Origin of the sequence: Tardiphaga sp. 20_F10_N6_6 (genome assembly GCF_052076045.1) — a bacterium.
GTDB classification, from domain to species: Bacteria; Pseudomonadota; Alphaproteobacteria; order Rhizobiales; family Xanthobacteraceae; genus Tardiphaga; species Tardiphaga robiniae.
In genome coordinates this window covers 642,530-659,153 of the sequence record NZ_CP197239.1, presented here as the reverse complement: position 1 = coordinate 659,153, position 16,624 = coordinate 642,530, and the positions used below count along the sequence as shown (strand labels likewise).

Here is a 16,624-nt window from a genome sequence, read left to right as displayed (position 1 = left end):
AATCCCTTCGGAACCTCAGACAACCTTGCTGCCGACGTCCGTACGGTTGGCGGTCGGCGCCGGCGGGGTCTGGTCGATAGTGCGGACCGGCTCGGTCGGCTTGTCTGCCGGCTTGTCGTCGTCCGCCATGCCCTTCTTGAAGGCCTTGATGCCCTGCGCAACGTCGCCCATCAGGTCGGAAATCTTGCCGCGCCCGAACAACAGCAGGACCACTCCGATCACGACGATCCAGTGCCAAATGCTGAGTGAACCCATCCTGCTAACCCTCCAAACACGCGGCCAGTCGCCCAGCCTGATCTGACCGGAACGTAGGCTGCGGGGGTGTCAAAAACAAGGACTTAACCCTCGTGGAATCGCGGATGTCGCGGCGCAATGCCGCGAGCGTTAATGCCGCGATCAGTGCTTGCGGTCGTCGTCCCGGTCGGTTGCGTCCGGCTCAGCGTCATCCGGCTCATCTTCGTCCTGATCGTCCTCGTCGAGCTCGTCGTCTTCCGCGTCGTCGGAATCGTCTTCATCGTCGTCGAGTTCGGCCGTTTCGGGCTCAGCGGTCTCGTCTTCATCCGACTCGGGCTCTGCGACTTCAGCCGCTTCGGCCTCGCCTTGCTCGGGCTCGATCACGTCGAGATCACGCGCTTCAAGTTCCGCGACCTCGGCCGCTTCGCTCTCTGGCTCCACAACATCTGCCGTTTCAGTGAATTCGGCCTTGGCCTCGGCAAATGCCTGGGCCTCACCAGCGTATCCGACAGTCCCGGCTTCGGGCTCCTTGAGCTGCAGTTCGGGGAATTCCGGATCGGGTGCCGACAGCGCCAGTTCCAGTTCGCCGCCCTCCAGCGGATCCTCGTCCTCGCGGAGCGTCGGATCGTCGGACGGATTGGGCACGCTGAAGCCGGACGGCAGCCGCGAATCCAGCAGACCCGTGCCCTTTAGTTCCTCAAGACCCGGCAGATCGCCGAGTGCCTCAAGACTGAACTGCGACAGGAAGCTCTCGGTGGTACCGAAGGTCAGCGGACGGCCCGGCGTCTTGCGACGGCCGCGCGGCTTGATCCAGCCGGTTTCCAACAGCACGTCGAGCGTGCCCTTGGAGGTGATGACGCCGCGAATATCTTCGATTTCGGCGCGGGTCACCGGCTGGTGATAGGCAACGATGGCGAGCACTTCGATCGCCGCACGCGACAGCTTGCGGGTTTCGGTGGTCTCGCGGGTCATCAGCCAGGACAGGTCACCGGCGGTGCGGAACGTCCATTTGTTGGCGACACGGACCAGATTGACGCCGCGCATGGCGTAATCGGCCTGCAACTGCGCCAGTGCCGCCTTGATATCGACGCCATCCGGCATGCGCTTGGCCAGCGCGGATTGGTCGAGCGGCTCGGTGGATGCGAACAACAGCGCTTCGAGCAGGCGCAATTCTTCTGGGCGCGCCTCCGACTGGACCTCGGATTGTCCCTCGGACTGCACGATCTGATCCTCGACATCGTCGATGCGTTTCTCGGCGAGGCTTGCCATGTCTGGATCTCCTTCTTCCACTTACTCGGCCGGAACTTCCGGCTCCACCTGCACAGGCTGGGCGATGTGCTTGCGGAAATACAAAGGCGCGAATGCTTCTTTCTGGCTGAGGTCGAGCGTGCCCTCACGGACCAGTTCAAGCGCAGCTGCAAAACTCGAGGCCATCACCGTCGCGCGCTGCGCGGGGTCGGCGACATAGGCCAGCAGATATTCATCGAGACGGCTCCAGTCCTCTGCCATGCCGACCAACCGTTCCAGCGAGGCGCGCGCTTCGCTCAGCGACCAAACGGTGCGCTTGGCGAGATGGACGCGCGTCAGCACGCGAGCCTGGCGCTGGGTCGCATAAGCTGACAGCAGATCGTAAAGCGTCGCCGTGAAGCGCGGATGCTTCACTTCGGCGATCGACTCGGGAACGCCACGCGGGAAGATGTCGCGGTTGAGCTGCGGCCGGGTCATCAGCCTGTTCGAGGCTTCGCGGATGGCTTCGAGGCGGCGCAGCCGGTTGGCCAGCGCGGTCGCCATATCCTCGGCGCTCGGGCCTTCGCCCGGCACCGTCGTATCCGGCAGCAGCAGGCGCGACTTCAGGAATGCCAGCCACGCCGCCATCACCAGATAGTCGGCAGCCAGTTCCAGACGGATCTTCCGCGCGGCTTCGATGAACAGCAGATACTGGTCGGCCAGCGCGAGGATCGAAATCTTGTGCAGGTCGACCTTCTGTTGCCGCGCAAGCGCGAGCAATAGGTCGAGCGGGCCTTCGTAACCTTCGACGTCGACGACCAGCGACGGCTCGTCATCGGGAACGACCTCTGCCGGCAGGCCGGTTTCAAACGACAAAATCTCAGCGCTCATGCACTAGCTCCTGCTCGAGCGATCAAGGCGTCCAGTTCGGCGCGGCCGGCGGTACGGTCGAACGGCTGCGGCTGACGGCGAGCAGCAAGAGCCGCCTTGGCTCGCTCAAGCGCCTTCCCGGCCAGAACCGGGGTCTCGCTGACGACGTCGCGCATCTCGTCCAGTTTGCCGTTGCAATGCAGGACCATGTCGCACCCGGCGCTGACGATCGCGCGCGTACGTTCCGCGATCGATCCCGCCAGAGCATTCATGGACACGTCATCACTCATCAACAAACCCTGGAACCCGATACTGCCGCGAATCACCTGTTCGATGATTGTCGCAGAAGTCGTGGCCGGTTGGGTGGCGTCTAGCGCGCTAAACACAACATGTGCAGTCATCGCCATCGGCAGATCTGCCAGTGGACGAAATGCTTCGAAATCAGAAGCTTCGAGCTCACTCTTCGTGTTGTCTACGATCGGCAATTTGAAATGGGTATCGGCGGTGGCCCGGCCATGGCCGGGAATGTGTTTGAGCACAGGTAGAATGCCACCCTGCGACAGCCCTTCGGTCACCGCGCGGGCGATGGTCGCGACCTTGCCTGGCGTGGTGCCGTAGGCGCGATTGCCGATCACGGCATCAGCGCCCTCCACTGGGACGTCCGCCAACGGCAGGCAGTCCACGGTGATGCCGAGGTCCACAAGGTCACTCGCAATGAGCCGTGAACTGAGCCAGGCAGCCCTGAGGCCTGCTTCCGGGTCCGCGTCATAGAGCGTGCCGAACACAGCACCGGGCGGATAGACCGGCCAGTGCGGCGGTCCCAGACGCTGCACACGCCCGCCTTCTTGGTCGATCAGGACCGGCGCATCGAGATCACCGGTCACGCCGCGTAAATCTTCAACAAGTCGAGCGACTTGGGCGGGATTATCAATATTACGCTTGAAGAGAATGAAGCCCCACGGCCGTTCTGCGCGCAAAAATGCGCGCTCTTCAGCGGTCAGCTCCAGCCGAGATACACCGGTGATGAATGCGCGTGTGCTCATGGGGCCGATTAGCCCCCATCAACGCCCAGGGTCAAGGAAACGGCCGTTAATTCCTTTGGACGACGCACTGTCCGCCGGCAGATTTCAGGTTCCCGCAGACCTGCGAGGCTTCTTCCTGCGAGCCGAACGGTCCGACCATGGCCCGATAATAGGTCCCCTTGTCGCCAAGGTCGGCCTTCTTGATCAACGGCGCACGCGATCCCAGCACCGAGGGGAACTTGGTCTGCAGGGCGCGGAACGACGCCTGCGCATCACCCTCCGACCGCTGGGACGATACCTGGACCACATAGCCGCCGCCGGAGGCGACCGGGGCCGCCTGCTGGGTCGGGTTGGTCGAGGCCATACGTGAGGGCGCCGGTGGAGCGGCTGCAGCCGGAGGCGCAGCCTGCGGCGACAGTGACATCGGGGCATTGGCTGATGCGTTGGCATTGGTCGCGCGCGGTGCCGCAGCGGGCGCGGCTGCAGGAACCGCTGCCGGAGCGGCGATGCGGGCTGGCGCCTGACGCGCGGCCGGTGTGGCTCCCGCGTCGGACTGGTCACCCTTGACGGCAAAAGTACGGATCTTGCGAGGCTCATCGCCCTGCATCGCGCCATTGCCCACCATCGGCTTGTTGGATGGCGAGACGCTGGCTGTCGATGGCGGGTTGGCGTTCTGGTTCAGCGGCGGGAATACCACGCGCGGACCAGCCTTGGTGGCATCCTGCACGTTGACGGGCTGCTCTTCGCGCGACACCAACCGCTCGGGGGCTGCGCCGCCGAGACGATCTTGAATCGGCTTGCCGTCGGCCGCGGCTGTCGCCGACGGCGGGACGATCTTGTTCGGACCGGGCTCGGCCTTGATCACCGGCGGTTCGCTGGTGCGCGCCGATCCCATAAATGTACGATAGGCGAAGGCAGCACCGGTACCCACTACGGCCAGCGCCAGCACGATGGCGACGGTCGCCATGCCACCGCGGCGCTTCGGCGCCTCTTCCTGCTCGGCATAACCGTCCTGATAGGCGTAGGGATCATCCTGATACTGATCGTCCTGCGGATGCTGGGCCTGTGCGCCATCGGCGTGGCCATACAGCGCATCGTCATAACGATTGGGATCATGCGGCGCGTGAGCCTGGTCGTACTGGCCCTGATAGTCCTGCGCCTGATGATCCGTATGCGCGGCAAATGCCGGCGCCTGATGATAATCGGCCTCCGGCTGCAGATGCTGCGGCTCCTGATGCTGAGCGCCGTAACGCTGCACCGGATGAAGATTCTCGAACTCCTGCTGCTGCGGCTCGTGGGCTGCTGCACGCTGCATCCATGGCGGCGGGCCGGGCTGCGCGGGTTCTTCCTCATATTCCGGCTCGTCCTGATAGGCCGGTTCAGCCTGGCGCGGCGCGGGCGCAGGGCGGCTGTTGCTCGCGAACGGGTCGGTCTGCCCGATCAGCCGCGCGAGTTCGGCGAGCGGATCGCCCTCGCCCTTCGTCCGCGATTGAGCGTCGCGGCCGTAATCGTCATCCGCTGGGAAAGGTCGGTTCTGGTATCGATTAGCCATTGTGATGTCGCATCCCCTTCGGGAAAGCCGCCAACCCGCTTTTCAAACGAAACAGCTGCTATCAAGAACCACCCACAGATCCCCATGTGAGCGGCCGTCCCCTGTCTACCGCATCTCGTCCGGTGCGGTGACGCCGAGAACGGCGAGGCCCGAAGCCAGGACTGAGACGACGCTCTGGACGAGTGCCAATCGCGCTTTGGTAAGTTCTGCATCATTAGTGATAATGAAGCGTAAATGAGGCATATCCCGTCCGCGCGTCCAGAGCGCATGAAATTCGCTGGCGAGATCATACAGATAGAAAGCTATGCGGTGCGGCTCATGCGCCGTGGCCGCAGATTCTATCATCCGTGGGTACAATGCTAACTGCCGCATCAGGCCCAGTTCGGCAACATCGTCGAGCCGCTCCATTACCGCGTCTTTCAGATAGGCAATGCGGGCCTCGGTTTCCAGAGGCAGGTCGGCCAGCATCTCCCGCGCATTGCGGAAGATCGAATGGCCACGGGCATGGCCATACTGCACGTAGAAAACCGGATTGTCCTTGGACTGCTCGATCACCTTGGCGAGGTCGAAATCCAGCACCGCGTCGTTCTTCCGGAACAGCATCATGAAGCGCACGGCGTCGGAGCCGACCTCGTCGACCACTTCGCGCAGGGTAACGAAATCGCCGGAGCGCTTCGACATCTTCACCGGCTCGCCATTGCGCAACAGCTTCACAAGCTGCACGATCTTGACGTCGAGTTCAGCCTTCCCTGCCGTTACCGCCTTGATCGCCGCCTGCACACGCTTGATATAGCCGCCGTGATCGGCGCCCCAGACGTCGACCATGTTGAGGAAGCCACGGTCGAACTTGGTCTTGTGATAGGCGATATCGGACGCAAAATACGTGTAACCGCCATCCGACTTCAGCAGCGGACGATCGACATCGTCGCCATAGGCGGTGGCGCGGAACAGGGTCTGCTCGCGGTCTTCGTAATCGTCGATCGGCTTGCCCTTTGGCGGTGGCAACCGGCCCTCATAGACATCGCCCTTGGCGCGCAGGAAATCGATGGTCGCGCCAACCATGTCGGTGCTGCCTGCGATCAGCGAACGCTCGGAGAAGAACACTTCGTGGGAGATGTTCAGTGCGGCGAGATCGCCCTTGATCATCTCCATCATCATGGAAATGGCCTTGGCGCGCGTGATCGGCAGCCACTTGTCCTCGGGCATCTGGTTCAGCGCAGCGCCGTACTCAGCCACGAGCGCCTGCCCCACCGGCACCAGATAGTCGCCGGGATACAAGCCTTCCGGAATGTCACCGATAGCTTCGCCTAGCGCCTCGCGGTAGCGCAGATGTGCCGAGCGCGCGAGCACGTCGACCTGTGCGCCGGCGTCGTTGATGTAGTATTCGCGGGTGACGTCATAACCGGCGCAATCGAGCAGGCTCGCCAGTGCATCGCCAAACACGGCGCCGCGGCAATGGCCAACATGCATCGGTCCCGTCGGATTGGCCGACACGTATTCGACATTGACCTTCTCACCGGCTCCGACCGCGCTCCGGCCATACGAGGCACCGTCGCGCAACACCGCGCGCAGCGCATCGGCCCAGGCCGACGACTTCAGCGTGAGATTGATGAAGCCGGGTCCGGCGACATCCACCGACGTCACCAGATCGTCTTCGCGCAGCTTCGCAGCGATAGCGTCAGCCAGATCGCGCGGCTTGGCTTTCGCCTCTTTCGCCAGCACCATCGCGGCATTGCTCGCCATGTCGCCATGCGACGCATCCTTGGTCGGCTCGACGACGACGCGCGACAGATCGATGCCGGCGGGCAACACGCCTTCACTGACGAGGGCGTTGCAGATCGCGTGAACGCGCGCGAGCACGTTGGCGAACAGATGCGGGGTCGGAACAGTCGAGGCCATGGCGATACGGGAACCAGCTTGCGCCGGAGGATTCCGGCAGGATTGCATCAGGATGGAATAGCGGTTTCGGGGGCGTTCCGCCAATTCTTTGACGGCCGATCCGCCAAGTGGGCAAGGATCGAAATCTGTAGCCCCGAAAGGCACTTAGAAGCCTTCGCCTAACGCAATTCGGGGGTCGAGTCAAAGAGCCGGATATGCTCGGTGATGGCAAAACGGTCGGTCATCCCCGCAATGAAATTGCCGATCCGGCGCGCCTGTTCGCCCTCCGATTCCGGCTCGGCGCCTTCAGGGGGCAGCCATTCGGGCGGTAGATCCTCGGGCGCGCGCTGATAGCGTGCGAACAGGTCGGTAACCAGACATTCCGCCTCGACCATCACCCGCATGACACGCTCATGGCGATACATGTGCTGCCAGAGGAAGGCCTTGATCCCAGCCTCGGCTTCTGCCGCGTCGGCACGAAACGCGACGAGCTTGCGCCCGCCGCGGCGAATGTCCTCCGCGGATTTCGGCAACAAAGCGGCTAGTCGTTGTTCCGTCTCGCCGACGACCGCACCGATCAGATAGGAAATCAGCTCGCGCACCAGTTCGGCGCCGCGGCGGCTCTCGTCGAGACCGGGATAGCGTCCATCGATCTCTGCGATCATGCCTTGCGTCAGCGGCATCGCCTTGAGGTCATCGACGGTGAACAGCCCTGCGCGCAGTCCGTCATCGATGTCATGAGCGTTGTAAGCGATATCATCGGCAATCGCCGCGACCTGAGCTTCAAGCGAAGCGAAGCTGGACAGCTCCAGATCAAAGGTGCGGTCATATTCGGTGATCCCGAACGGCACGCCATGGGTGGCATAACGTCCCACGGGGGCGCCTAACGCGTTCGTCAGCGGCCCGTTGTGCTTGACGATGCCTTCGAGGGTTTCCCAAGTCAGGTTGAGGCCATCGAATTCCGGATAGCGATGCTCAAGTGACGTGACGAGGCGCAAGGTCTGTGCGTTGTGATCGAAGCCGCCATGGGCCTCGAGACAGGCATCCAGCGCCCGCTCGCCGGCATGGCCGAACGGCGGATGGCCGATGTCATGGGCCAGCGCCAGGGTCTCGGTCAGGTCTTCGTCGAGCCCCAGTTGCCGGGCTACGGCGCGGGCGATCTGCGCAACTTCCAAAGTGTGGGTGAGACGGGTGCGATAATGATCGCCCTCGTGGAACACAAAGACCTGGGTCTTGTGCTTGAGGCGCCGAAACGCGGTCGAATGGATGACCCGGTCGCAATCTCGGCGAAACGCGCTGCGGGTCCGGCTCGGAGCCTCGGAAAACAGCCGTCCGCGGCTGCGATCGGGGTCGCAGGCATAGGGTGCGCGGGGAGCAGCCATTCCGACCGACACGGCGTGTTTATCCTTGATCCAATTGATTCCTGAGCCTGCCGCACTTAACTATGGGGAGCGGCAGATTCAAATGGTTCGAATCCTGCCCGGAGAGCCAGATATGACCGACACTGCAGTCACCGAGGCCCCCCTCACCGTCAGCGCGCGTGCTGCGCGCCGGATCGGCGAGATCCTCAAGACCGAAGGCAACGGCGCCATGCTCCGCGTGTCGGTTGAAGGCGGCGGCTGCTCCGGCTTCCAGTACAAGTTCGACGTCGAGCGCGCCAAGGCGGACGACGACATCCTGATCGAACGTGACAGCGCCGTGGTGCTGGTCGACCCCTCCTCAGCACCGTTCCTGGCCGGCTCCGAACTCGACTTCGTCGATGACCTGATCGGCGCCTCGTTCCGCGTCGTCAATCCGAACGCGACGGCGTCCTGCGGCTGCGGGACCAGCTTCTCGATCTGACCTCTATTCTGCTCATTTAGATCGGTCTATTTCACGGCGAACAGCGCCCGCACATTGCCGTGCGCGATCTGTTTAGCGACCGCCGGCGGCAGTTGCGCCAGCCATGCGCGATAGCCATCCATGATATCGCCATAGCTCGCCCAGCGTTCCGGCACCCAGGTGTCGGAGCCCAGCAGGAAGCGATCGGGGTAGCGCTCGAACAGCACGCGCCATTGCGGCGTCAGTTTGCCTGATCCGTCCACGATGCCGCTGCGGTAAGACAATTCACCCCACAATTTCGGGTATTTTATCAGCATCGCTGCGACACGGTCCGGCGCGAGGCTGAAGCCGGTATGTGCCCAGATAATCTGCGCACGCGGATTGTGCCGCATCAGAATCTCGACCGCTTCGTCGTCCGCATGGGCGTGCAGATAGAGATTGTTGGCGACCGCGAAGTCGACGGTCTTCTTGACCATCTCGGTATCGGCCGCCTTGCCGGTCAGATGGAATTCGCCGACACCGCGATAGTAGCCGCGCTTGAACTCCTCCTGCACGAGATCGAAGATTACGGGATCGTTGAACCAGCTGCCGATATCGGCGCGCACGCGATACGGCCGGATGAACGGCACGACCTGCAGATCGCCTGCCTTGCCGCTGGCCTTGCCGTCCATCAGCACATGGGTGCCGGTGTTCGGGCGGCTGGTGGCGAGAATGCCGGTGACGCGATTCTTCCTGAAAACCTCTAGCACTTCGTCGGGCTGGTAATACGGCTTCGGCTCCCAGTTGTAATGCATATGGGCGTCGAAGATTTCGATCCGATCGTCGGCACGGACCGGCGCGACAACGAGTGCGGCCAGCAAAGCGGCCACAGTGAGTGTTCTCACCAGCATTGAAGACATCCCTATTCCGCAGCCACGACGCGCGGACGATCGTCGTGGTCTTCTTCCTCGAGCTGCGGCTGCAGCTTGCGCTTCAGCTTGCGGTCGATGCGGTCGAGATAGATGTAGATCACCGGCGTGATGAACAGCGTCAGCAATTGCGACACGCAGAGACCGCCGACCACGGCAACACCAAGCGGCTGACGCAATTCGGCACCGGCACCGGCACCGAGCGCGATCGGCAGCGTGCCGAAGATCGCCGCGAAGGTGGTCATCATGATGGGGCGGAAACGCAGCAGCGCGGCTTCGCGGATCGCGTGTTCGGCCGAGAGGCCGACGCGACGACGCTCGAGTGCGAAGTCGACCATCATGATGGCGTTCTTCTTGACGATGCCGACCAGCATGACGATGCCTATCATGGCGATGACCGACATCTCCATCTTGAACAGCATCAGCGTCAGGATCGCGCCGATGCCCGCCGACGGGAGGCCGGAGATGATCGTGATCGGATGGATGAAGCTCTCGTAGAGGATGCCGAGGATCACGAAAGCTGCGAATACGGCAGCCAGGATCAGAACGCCCTGCCCGCGCAATGAATCCTGGAACACCTGCGCAGTGCCAGAGAAGCCCGTCGCTATGGTCACCGGCAGTTTGGAATCCGCCTCGATTTGCGTGATCTGGTCGACCGCATAGCCCAGCGAATAGCCGGGCACCAAGTTGAACGAGATCGTCACCGCCGGCTGCTGACCCTGATGGTTGATCTGCAGCGGCCCGACCGTTGGCACCAGACGCGCGACCGCGCTCAGCGGAATGGTCTGATTGTTCGACGTCTTCATATAGAGCTTGGAGAGGTCGCTCGGATCGATCCGGAACTGCGGCTGTGCTTCCAGAATGATCTGATAGTCGTTGGTCGGCATATAGATGGTGCCGACCTGACGCGAGCCGAACGCATTATAGAGCTGGTTACGAACCTGATCGACGGTGACGCCGTAGACCGCCGCCTTTTCGCGGTCGATATCGACCGTCATTTGCGGGTTCTTGATGTACAGGTCTGTCGTCACGTCGAGCAGGCCCGGCACCTTGGCGATGCGATCCCGCATTTCCGGCGACACGCGATACAGCGTGTCGGTGTCGCTGCCCTGAAGAACGTATTGATACTGGCTCTTCGACGGCCGGCCGCCGATGTTCAGATTCTGGATGCTCTGGAAGAAGGCCTGCAAGCCAGGAACGGCCAACGACTTCTGGCGCAGCCGCGTCATCACCACCTGTGCGGGATCACGATCCTGGCGCGGTTTCAGCGCAACGAACAGACGACCGTAATTCGCCGTCGCATTCGGGCCGCCGGAGCCCACGGTGCTGTTGATGTATTCGACGGCAGGATCGGATTTCAGCAGATCGGCGAGCGCTTGCTGCCGCGCACTCATCGCTTCGAAGGACGTATCGGTTGCGGCTTCGGTCGTACCGGTCAGGAACCCGGTATCCTCCTGCGGGAAGAAGCCCTTCGGTACGATGTTGTAGAGATAAACGGTGCCGCCGAGGGTCGCGAGCGTCACCACCAACATGATGCCCTTGTGTGCCAGTACGCGATCGAGCGCCCATTCGTAACCACGCAGCCAAGCCGCAAATATGCGCTCGAAACCGCGCAGGATGAAATTTTCCTTGTGCTCGGGATTGTGCGCCTTGAGCACGCGCGCGCAGAGCATGGGCGTCAGCGTCAGCGACACGAAGCCGGAGACGATGATCGCCACCGCGATCGTCACCGCGAATTCACGGAACACGCGGCCGACAATTCCGCCCATCAGCAGCACGGGAATGAACACCGCGATCAGCGAGAAGGTGATCGAGACGATAGTGAAACCGATTTCGCGCGCGCCCTTCAGTGCCGCGTCGAACGGCTTCATGCCGAGCTCGATGTGTCGGACGATATTCTCCAGCATGACGATGGCGTCGTCGACAACGAAGCCGACGGACAGTGTCAACGCCAGCAGCGTCATGTTGTTGATGGAGTAGTCCAGCATGTACATCGCGGCGCATGTGCCGAAGATCGAGATCGGCACCGCCAGTGCGGGGATCAAGGTCGCGGAGGCTGAGCGCAGGAACAGGAAGATCACGAAGATCACCAGCACGACGGCGATCAGCAATGTCTCCTCGACGTCGGCGACGGCTTCGCGGACCGAGATCGAGCGGTCCATCATCATATTGACTTCGACCGATGGCGGCAATTGCGCACGCAGCGACGGCAGCTTGGCGCGGACGCCGTCGACCACGGCGACCGTGTTGGCGTCGGGCTGCTTCTGGATCGCCAGCACGATGGCGCGCTCGCCATTCAACCAGGTCGCGACCTTGTCGTTTTCGACGGCGTCATAGATCTTGGCGACTTCGTTCAGCTTGACCGGCGAGCCGTTGCGCCAGGCAACAACGACCTGGCCATAGTCGGCGGCCTTGGACATCTGTCCGGATGCCTGCAGCGAGATATCCTGCTTCGGTCCGTTCAGAGTTCCGACCGGCGTCGAGGAGTTCGCGCGTGACACCGCCGTACGGATATCTTCAAGCGACAATCCACGAGCCGCCGCAGCTTCGGGATCGGCCTGCACGCGAATGGCGAATTTCTGCGTGCCATAGATCAGCACCTGCGCCACGCCGGGAATCTGCGACAGCGCCTGCCCGATGGTGATATCGCCAAATTCATTGACGGCCGAGAGCGGCAGCGTCGATGAACTCAGCGCAATGAACAGCACCGGGAAATCGCCGGGGTTCACCTTGCGGAAACTCGGCGGGATCGTCATTTCGATCGGCAACCGGCGCTGTGCGATCGTCAGCGCAGTCTGCACGTCCAGCGCCGCCGCATCGATATTGCGGTTAAGATCGAACTGAATGATGATCTGGGTCGTTCCCTGCGACGAGCTCGACGACATCGAAGAGATACCAGCGATGGTCGAGAGCTGACGCTCGATGATGCCGGCGACCGAGGCCGCCATCGTGTCGGCGCTGGCGCCCGGCAGCGTCGCCGTCACCGCGATGGTCGGAAAATCCACTTTCGGAAGCGCCGACACCGGCAGCAGCCGGAAACCGAAAATGCCAAACGCGATGATCGTCGCCGTGATGAGCGTGGTCATCACAGGGCGACGGATGCAGAGCTCCGAGAGGGTCATGTTTTATGCCCCGGCCTTGCGGGCCCGGGCTTCGACCCGTGTGCCTTGTGTCAGCAAGAGCTGGCCGTCGACGACGACGTCCTCATCCCCTTTTAAACCCGACGAGATCACCGAAATCCCCTGGAAGGTGCGATCGACTTCGACAGGTTGAACACGGGCGACGCCGTCCTTCACCATGAAGACGAAGTTCCCAGTCTGGCTGCGTTGCACGGCCACGGTGGGCACAACAACGCCGTCCTCGGTGCGCACGATCAACTTGGTCTGTACCAAAATGCCCGGCCACAGGGTTTCGTTCGGATTGCTCATGATGCCGCGCACAGTGACCATGCCGGTGGTGGAATCCACAGTGTTTTCCACCATCGCCACCTTGCCGGTTTCAGAACGGCCGCTGTTCGGGATGGTCGCAATGACCGAGGTCGATCCCGCCGCCATCGCTTCGCGCAGATCGCCAAGCACACGCTGCGGAATGGCGAAGGAGACATAGACCGGAGCCATCTGATTGATGGTGGCGAGCGGCGCCGTATCAGCCGGGCGCACGAAATTGCCGACCTTCACATTGGCTGCACTGATCCGGCCGGAGAACGGTGCGCGAATGATGGTGTAGCTCTTCTGGACCTTGAGATTATCGAGCGCCGACTGATCGGCCCGGATGGTTCCGGCCAGGATGTCGGATTGGGTCTTGGCATTATCGACGCTCACCTGGGTGGTCGCGCCCTTCCCGATCAGATCGGTAAAGCGCCGCACGTCGCGTTCCGCACCGGCCAGTTGGGCCTGATCGCGGGCCAGCGTGCCTTCGGCCTGCTCGATCTGGGCATCAATCTGCCGCGAATCGAGGGTGAACAGCAGATCGCCTTCCTTGACCTTGGCGCCGTCTTCAAAATGCACCGAGGTGATGGTGGTTTCCACCCGCGACTTGAGCGCGACACTCGAAATCGGCGTTACTGTACCGATCGAATCGACATCGACCGGAACCGGTTTGCGTTCCGCCTTGGCAATCTCGACCGCAACGATCCGCGCGCGCTGCGGGGCCTGTGCATTGGTGTTGCCACCGGTCCACGAGGAGCGCGTCGTGTAGGCCGCAACCGCGGCAGCGCCGACGAGAACGAGTAGAGCGATCGATGTGCGTTTCTTCATATGGTCCATGTCACCTGGTACAGAAGATCGGGTCGCCCCCGTTTCCCGCCCATGGCAGCTTTAAAGACAGCGTCTGTGCGCTTTAGGCTTAAAGCTTATCATGTTGGCGGGGATGATGGTATGCCACGTTGACGTATTTTTGCCATTGTTGTTACCGGAATCCCATCAGATGAGAATTGCCACCTGGAATGTGAATTCTGTCCGCCAGCGGCTGGACCATCTGGTGACGTGGCTGCGCGACTGCTCGCCGGACATCGTCTGCCTGCAGGAGATCAAATGCCTCGATGAGGCGTTTCCGCGCGAGCCCATCGAGGCGCTCGGCTACAATGTAGTCACCCACGGCCAGAAGACCTTCAACGGCGTCGCCCTGCTCTCGAAATATCCGCTGGAGGAAGCCACGCCCCGGCTGGCGGGCGACGACGAGGATCTCCATGCGCGCTTCATCGAAGGCGTAGTGTCGCTGAAATCCGGGGTGGTCAGGGTTGCCTGCCTGTATCTGCCGAACGGCAATCCAGTCGACACCGAGAAGTATCCCTACAAGCTGAAATGGATGTCCCGGCTACAGGAGTTCACCCGACTACGGCTGAAGACCGAGGAGCCGTTGATTCTCGCCGGCGACTTCAACGTCATCCCGGCGGCAGCAGACGCCTATAATCCGGCGGCCTGGATCAACGACGCGCTGTTCAAGCCGGAGACCCGCGCGAGCTTCCAGACCCTGCTCGGCTTGGGCATGACCGACGCCCTGCGCGCCGTCACAGATGAGCCCGGCCAGTACACGTTCTGGGACTATCAGGCCGGCGCCTGGCAGAAGAACTGGGGCATCCGCATCGATCATCTGCTGCTGTCACCACAGGCCAGCGACAAGCTCATCGATGTCGGCATCGACAAATATGTGCGCGCCTGGGAGAAGCCGAGCGATCACGTGCCGGTGTGGGTCGACCTGGATCTGGAGGCGGCGTAAAGGTCCGTCGCCAAGCGCTCCCCAAACACAAACCGTCATCGCCCGGCTTGACCGGGCGATCCAGCAAACGCCCGGGGCAATGTTCCGAGGCGGCGCCTGACGCGAGCACTCGTTGATAATAATGAAGGCTGGCGATTACTGGGTCACCCGGTCAAGCCGGGTGACGACAGTCGAGTGTGAGGTAATCGCGCTCGGAAACGGTCGCTTAGTCCGGGACAACCCTCAGTCCCGTTTGCCGGACACCCAGTGTTCAAGCATCTGCAGCGCCATCGCACGGTCGTCTTCGGAGGCCTTGGCGATGGCCTTGTTGTAGCTGTCGCGGATCCAGGTGTCGTCCGGGCCGGCATTGTCACGGGCCAGCGTCAGCCACATCAGGCCGCGCGCCATCTGCCGTGGCAGCGATTCACCGTTGAACAGCATCTGGCCGAGCAACGCCTGCGCCTGGTGCTGGCCCTTCTGCGCAGCAAGGCCCAGCCAGCGGGCGCCATACTTGGTGTCGCGCGGGGTACCGATGCCCTTCAGATACAGCCGGGCCAGATCGTACTGCGCATCGGCATTGCCGAAATAGGATGCGGCGTAGGAGAACATCTCACGTGCGCGTTCAGTGTCGGCCTTGATCTTCGAATTCGGGATACCGTCGAGGTAGTAGCGACCGAGCGCCACGAAGGCGTTGGCGACGATGGTCGCCTGCGGCGCGGACGGCGAGTCCTCCGCATGGGCATTGGCGATACGGCTGAAATATTCGAAGGCGCGCAGATCGTCCTGTGCCACACCGTTACCGTCGGCATACATCCGGCCGAGCTTCCACTGGGCAATCGGATGACCGCCTTCGGCGGCATACTGAAGAGCGGTCAGCGAGGTATCGGGCTTGGCGGACTTCTTCAAGACCGGCGCAGCACCGGGAATGGTCGTTACAACCGGCAGGGCTGCGTCGCTGCTGCCAACGGGCGCACCATCAAAGGCAAACGCCGGCGCGGCCACTGACGCGGCACCCAAAGCAAACGCTACAAAAATGGTACGCTCAACTATCCGCATAACAGTATTTCTCGTGGGCCCGGCCGGTTTGGGTCACGGCGCAACCAATGGCCGATCCAACCTGCTGGGCATATGTCCACAGCGTCCCTGACATATGGTTAGTCGCGCGACGCTTCCGTTTGGTCGGGTGCGCGGCCAATTCTTTGTCGGTCAATTTTACGTTAAGGCAGCCCTCACCGGTTTCGCGCCCGATGGTGCTACCGCCCATCGATTCGAAGGTGTCAGGAGCCAGAGTCCCCTTCGATCCAACAAGGTCACCGATAACGGCGATCAGCTTGTCGGCAGAACGAATGACGTCCTGATGGGAATTCCGCGTCACGGGCTTCATTTTCTCCGCGATCGTCTGCCCCGTCGCAGTGAGGCACGCTCCCTGCGACCGGCTGTGATCGAGCAATGTCGTCTTCAGCAACAGTATGTCGGCAACTTCCAATATGTCTTTGGCGACATAACGGCTCACCCGCTTCAAATCGGTGCCATATGGTGTCTTTTTGAAGATTTCGACGGTGCGAGATTCTTGCGCGCGCAGCACTGGGCCGGCGATGAACCGTTCGCGCCGCAGCGTCGCCAGACTCGTCGCGCAGGGGAGCGCGCCACGCGACGCCTGCTCCCGGCCCTCCGTCATAAGACGGCTAGGCAAACGCGACTTGATGTTCGTCTTGGCGTCCATCGCGAACCTGGTTTCTCAGGCCGCTTCGGCGATCCGGGACAATCCCACTGACATCCCGCCGATCAACAAAGCGCTCCAGCCTTCTGGCTGGTGAGAAATGATTTCACGAAGGCGTGTGGCCAAATAGCGGCGGTTACAATACCCACAGCACGACAGGGTTAAATCTTGGGGGACTGTGGCAACCAAGCAACAT

Annotated in this window: 14 protein-coding genes; 2 read left to right on the top strand and 12 right to left on the bottom strand. The window is 62.2% G+C overall.

Features of this window, described 5'->3' with window-relative positions; genetic code table 11:
• Positions 1 to 15: 15 nt before the first annotated feature.
• The 7 genes from AB7813_RS03020 to AB7813_RS02990 all read right to left on the bottom strand — a co-directional run bounded on the left by AB7813_RS03020 (position 16) and on the right by AB7813_RS02990 (position 8,177).
• Positions 16 to 255, bottom strand: coding sequence for a twin-arginine translocase TatA/TatE family subunit (locus AB7813_RS03020; RefSeq protein WP_068730798.1), 240 nt, complete (start codon positions 253 to 255; stop codon positions 16 to 18).
• A gap of 141 nt (positions 256 to 396) precedes the next feature.
• Positions 397 to 1,503, bottom strand: a complete 1,107-nt coding sequence (scpB, locus tag AB7813_RS03015) for an SMC-Scp complex subunit ScpB (protein ID WP_439063802.1) — start codon at positions 1,501 to 1,503, stop codon at positions 397 to 399.
• Positions 1,504 to 1,524: 21 nt separating this feature from the next.
• Positions 1,525 to 2,352: a segregation and condensation protein A gene (locus AB7813_RS03010; RefSeq protein WP_093758709.1), complete on the bottom strand. Its 828-nt coding sequence runs from the start codon at positions 2,350 to 2,352 to the stop codon at positions 1,525 to 1,527.
• On the bottom strand, positions 2,349 to 3,374 hold the full coding sequence (gene nagZ / locus AB7813_RS03005; RefSeq protein ID WP_439063801.1) for a beta-N-acetylhexosaminidase: 1,026 nt from the start codon (positions 3,372 to 3,374) through the stop codon (positions 2,349 to 2,351). The genes AB7813_RS03010 and nagZ overlap by 4 nt, the downstream gene beginning before the upstream one ends.
• 46 nt (positions 3,375 to 3,420) lie before the next feature.
• Positions 3,421 to 4,905 (bottom strand): SPOR domain-containing protein, encoded by a 1,485-nt coding sequence (locus tag AB7813_RS03000; RefSeq protein ID WP_439063800.1) that lies wholly within the window; start codon positions 4,903 to 4,905, stop codon positions 3,421 to 3,423.
• Between the two features lie 105 nt (positions 4,906 to 5,010).
• On the bottom strand, positions 5,011 to 6,804 hold the full coding sequence (gene argS / locus AB7813_RS02995) for an arginine--tRNA ligase (protein WP_439063799.1): 1,794 nt from the start codon (positions 6,802 to 6,804) through the stop codon (positions 5,011 to 5,013).
• Positions 6,805 to 6,962: 158 nt separating this feature from the next.
• A complete protein-coding gene (locus AB7813_RS02990) occupies positions 6,963 to 8,177 on the bottom strand; it encodes a deoxyguanosinetriphosphate triphosphohydrolase (protein ID WP_439063798.1) in 1,215 nt (404 codons plus the stop codon).
• A gap of 100 nt (positions 8,178 to 8,277) precedes the next feature.
• Here AB7813_RS02990 and erpA point away from each other — a divergent pair, with 100 nt between their 5' ends.
• Entirely contained in the window at positions 8,278 to 8,625 is a 348-nt protein-coding gene (gene erpA / locus AB7813_RS02985) for an iron-sulfur cluster insertion protein ErpA (protein ID WP_093758714.1), read from the top strand.
• Positions 8,626 to 8,651: 26 nt separating this feature from the next.
• On the opposite strand, the gene AB7813_RS02980 is transcribed toward erpA, so the two are convergent.
• Genes AB7813_RS02980 through AB7813_RS02970 form a run of 3 tightly spaced genes read right to left on the bottom strand, consistent with a single transcriptional unit; the run spans position 8,652 to position 13,768 of the window.
• Positions 8,652 to 9,494 carry an amidohydrolase family protein gene (locus tag AB7813_RS02980; protein ID WP_439063797.1) on the bottom strand — a complete coding sequence of 281 codons (843 nt, stop codon included), beginning with the start codon at positions 9,492 to 9,494 and terminating at the stop codon, positions 8,652 to 8,654.
• A gap of 11 nt (positions 9,495 to 9,505) precedes the next feature.
• Positions 9,506 to 12,634 (bottom strand): efflux RND transporter permease subunit, encoded by a 3,129-nt coding sequence (locus AB7813_RS02975; protein ID WP_231080773.1) that lies wholly within the window; start codon positions 12,632 to 12,634, stop codon positions 9,506 to 9,508.
• 3 nt (positions 12,635 to 12,637) lie between these two features.
• A complete protein-coding gene (locus tag AB7813_RS02970) occupies positions 12,638 to 13,768 on the bottom strand; it encodes an efflux RND transporter periplasmic adaptor subunit (protein WP_089264722.1) in 1,131 nt (376 codons plus the stop codon).
• A gap of 169 nt (positions 13,769 to 13,937) precedes the next feature.
• Between AB7813_RS02970 and xth the strand changes: the two genes are divergently transcribed.
• Positions 13,938 to 14,729, top strand: coding sequence for an exodeoxyribonuclease III (gene xth, locus AB7813_RS02965; protein ID WP_120289926.1), 792 nt, complete (start codon positions 13,938 to 13,940; stop codon positions 14,727 to 14,729).
• Positions 14,730 to 14,951: 222 nt separating this feature from the next.
• On the opposite strand, the gene AB7813_RS02960 is transcribed toward xth, so the two are convergent.
• Both AB7813_RS02960 and AB7813_RS02955 read right to left on the bottom strand, forming a co-directional pair.
• Positions 14,952 to 15,764, bottom strand: coding sequence for a tetratricopeptide repeat protein (locus AB7813_RS02960; protein ID WP_093758718.1), 813 nt, complete (start codon positions 15,762 to 15,764; stop codon positions 14,952 to 14,954).
• Entirely contained in the window at positions 15,751 to 16,431 is a 681-nt protein-coding gene (locus AB7813_RS02955; RefSeq protein ID WP_439063796.1) for a hypothetical protein, read from the bottom strand. The genes AB7813_RS02960 and AB7813_RS02955 overlap by 14 nt, the downstream gene beginning before the upstream one ends.
• Between the last annotated feature and the right edge of the window lie 193 nt (positions 16,432 to 16,624).

Coding starts and splice junctions, on each gene's coding strand:
- AB7813_RS02970 (WP_089264722.1), bottom strand. CDS start 13,768: ATGAAGAAACGCACATCGATCGCTCTACTCGTTCTCGTCGGCGCTGCC.
- AB7813_RS02960 (WP_093758718.1), bottom strand. CDS start 15,764: ATGCGGATAGTTGAGCGTACCATTTTTGTAGCGTTTGCTTTGGGTGCC.
- AB7813_RS03020 (WP_068730798.1), bottom strand. CDS start 255: ATGGGTTCACTCAGCATTTGGCACTGGATCGTCGTGATCGGAGTGGTC.
- nagZ (WP_439063801.1), bottom strand. CDS start 3,374: ATGAGCACACGCGCATTCATCACCGGTGTATCTCGGCTGGAGCTGACC.
- AB7813_RS03000 (WP_439063800.1), bottom strand. CDS start 4,905: ATGGCTAATCGATACCAGAACCGACCTTTCCCAGCGGATGACGATTAC.
- argS (WP_439063799.1), bottom strand. CDS start 6,804: ATGGCCTCGACTGTTCCGACCCCGCATCTGTTCGCCAACGTGCTCGCG.
- AB7813_RS03010 (WP_093758709.1), bottom strand. CDS start 2,352: ATGAGCGCTGAGATTTTGTCGTTTGAAACCGGCCTGCCGGCAGAGGTC.
- AB7813_RS02955 (WP_439063796.1), bottom strand. CDS start 16,431: ATGGACGCCAAGACGAACATCAAGTCGCGTTTGCCTAGCCGTCTTATG.
- erpA (WP_093758714.1), top strand. CDS start 8,278: ATGACCGACACTGCAGTCACCGAGGCCCCCCTCACCGTCAGCGCGCGT.
- scpB (WP_439063802.1), bottom strand. CDS start 1,503: ATGGCAAGCCTCGCCGAGAAACGCATCGACGATGTCGAGGATCAGATC.
- AB7813_RS02980 (WP_439063797.1), bottom strand. CDS start 9,494: ATGCTGGTGAGAACACTCACTGTGGCCGCTTTGCTGGCCGCACTCGTT.
- AB7813_RS02975 (WP_231080773.1), bottom strand. CDS start 12,634: ATGACCCTCTCGGAGCTCTGCATCCGTCGCCCTGTGATGACCACGCTC.
- xth (WP_120289926.1), top strand. CDS start 13,938: ATGAGAATTGCCACCTGGAATGTGAATTCTGTCCGCCAGCGGCTGGAC.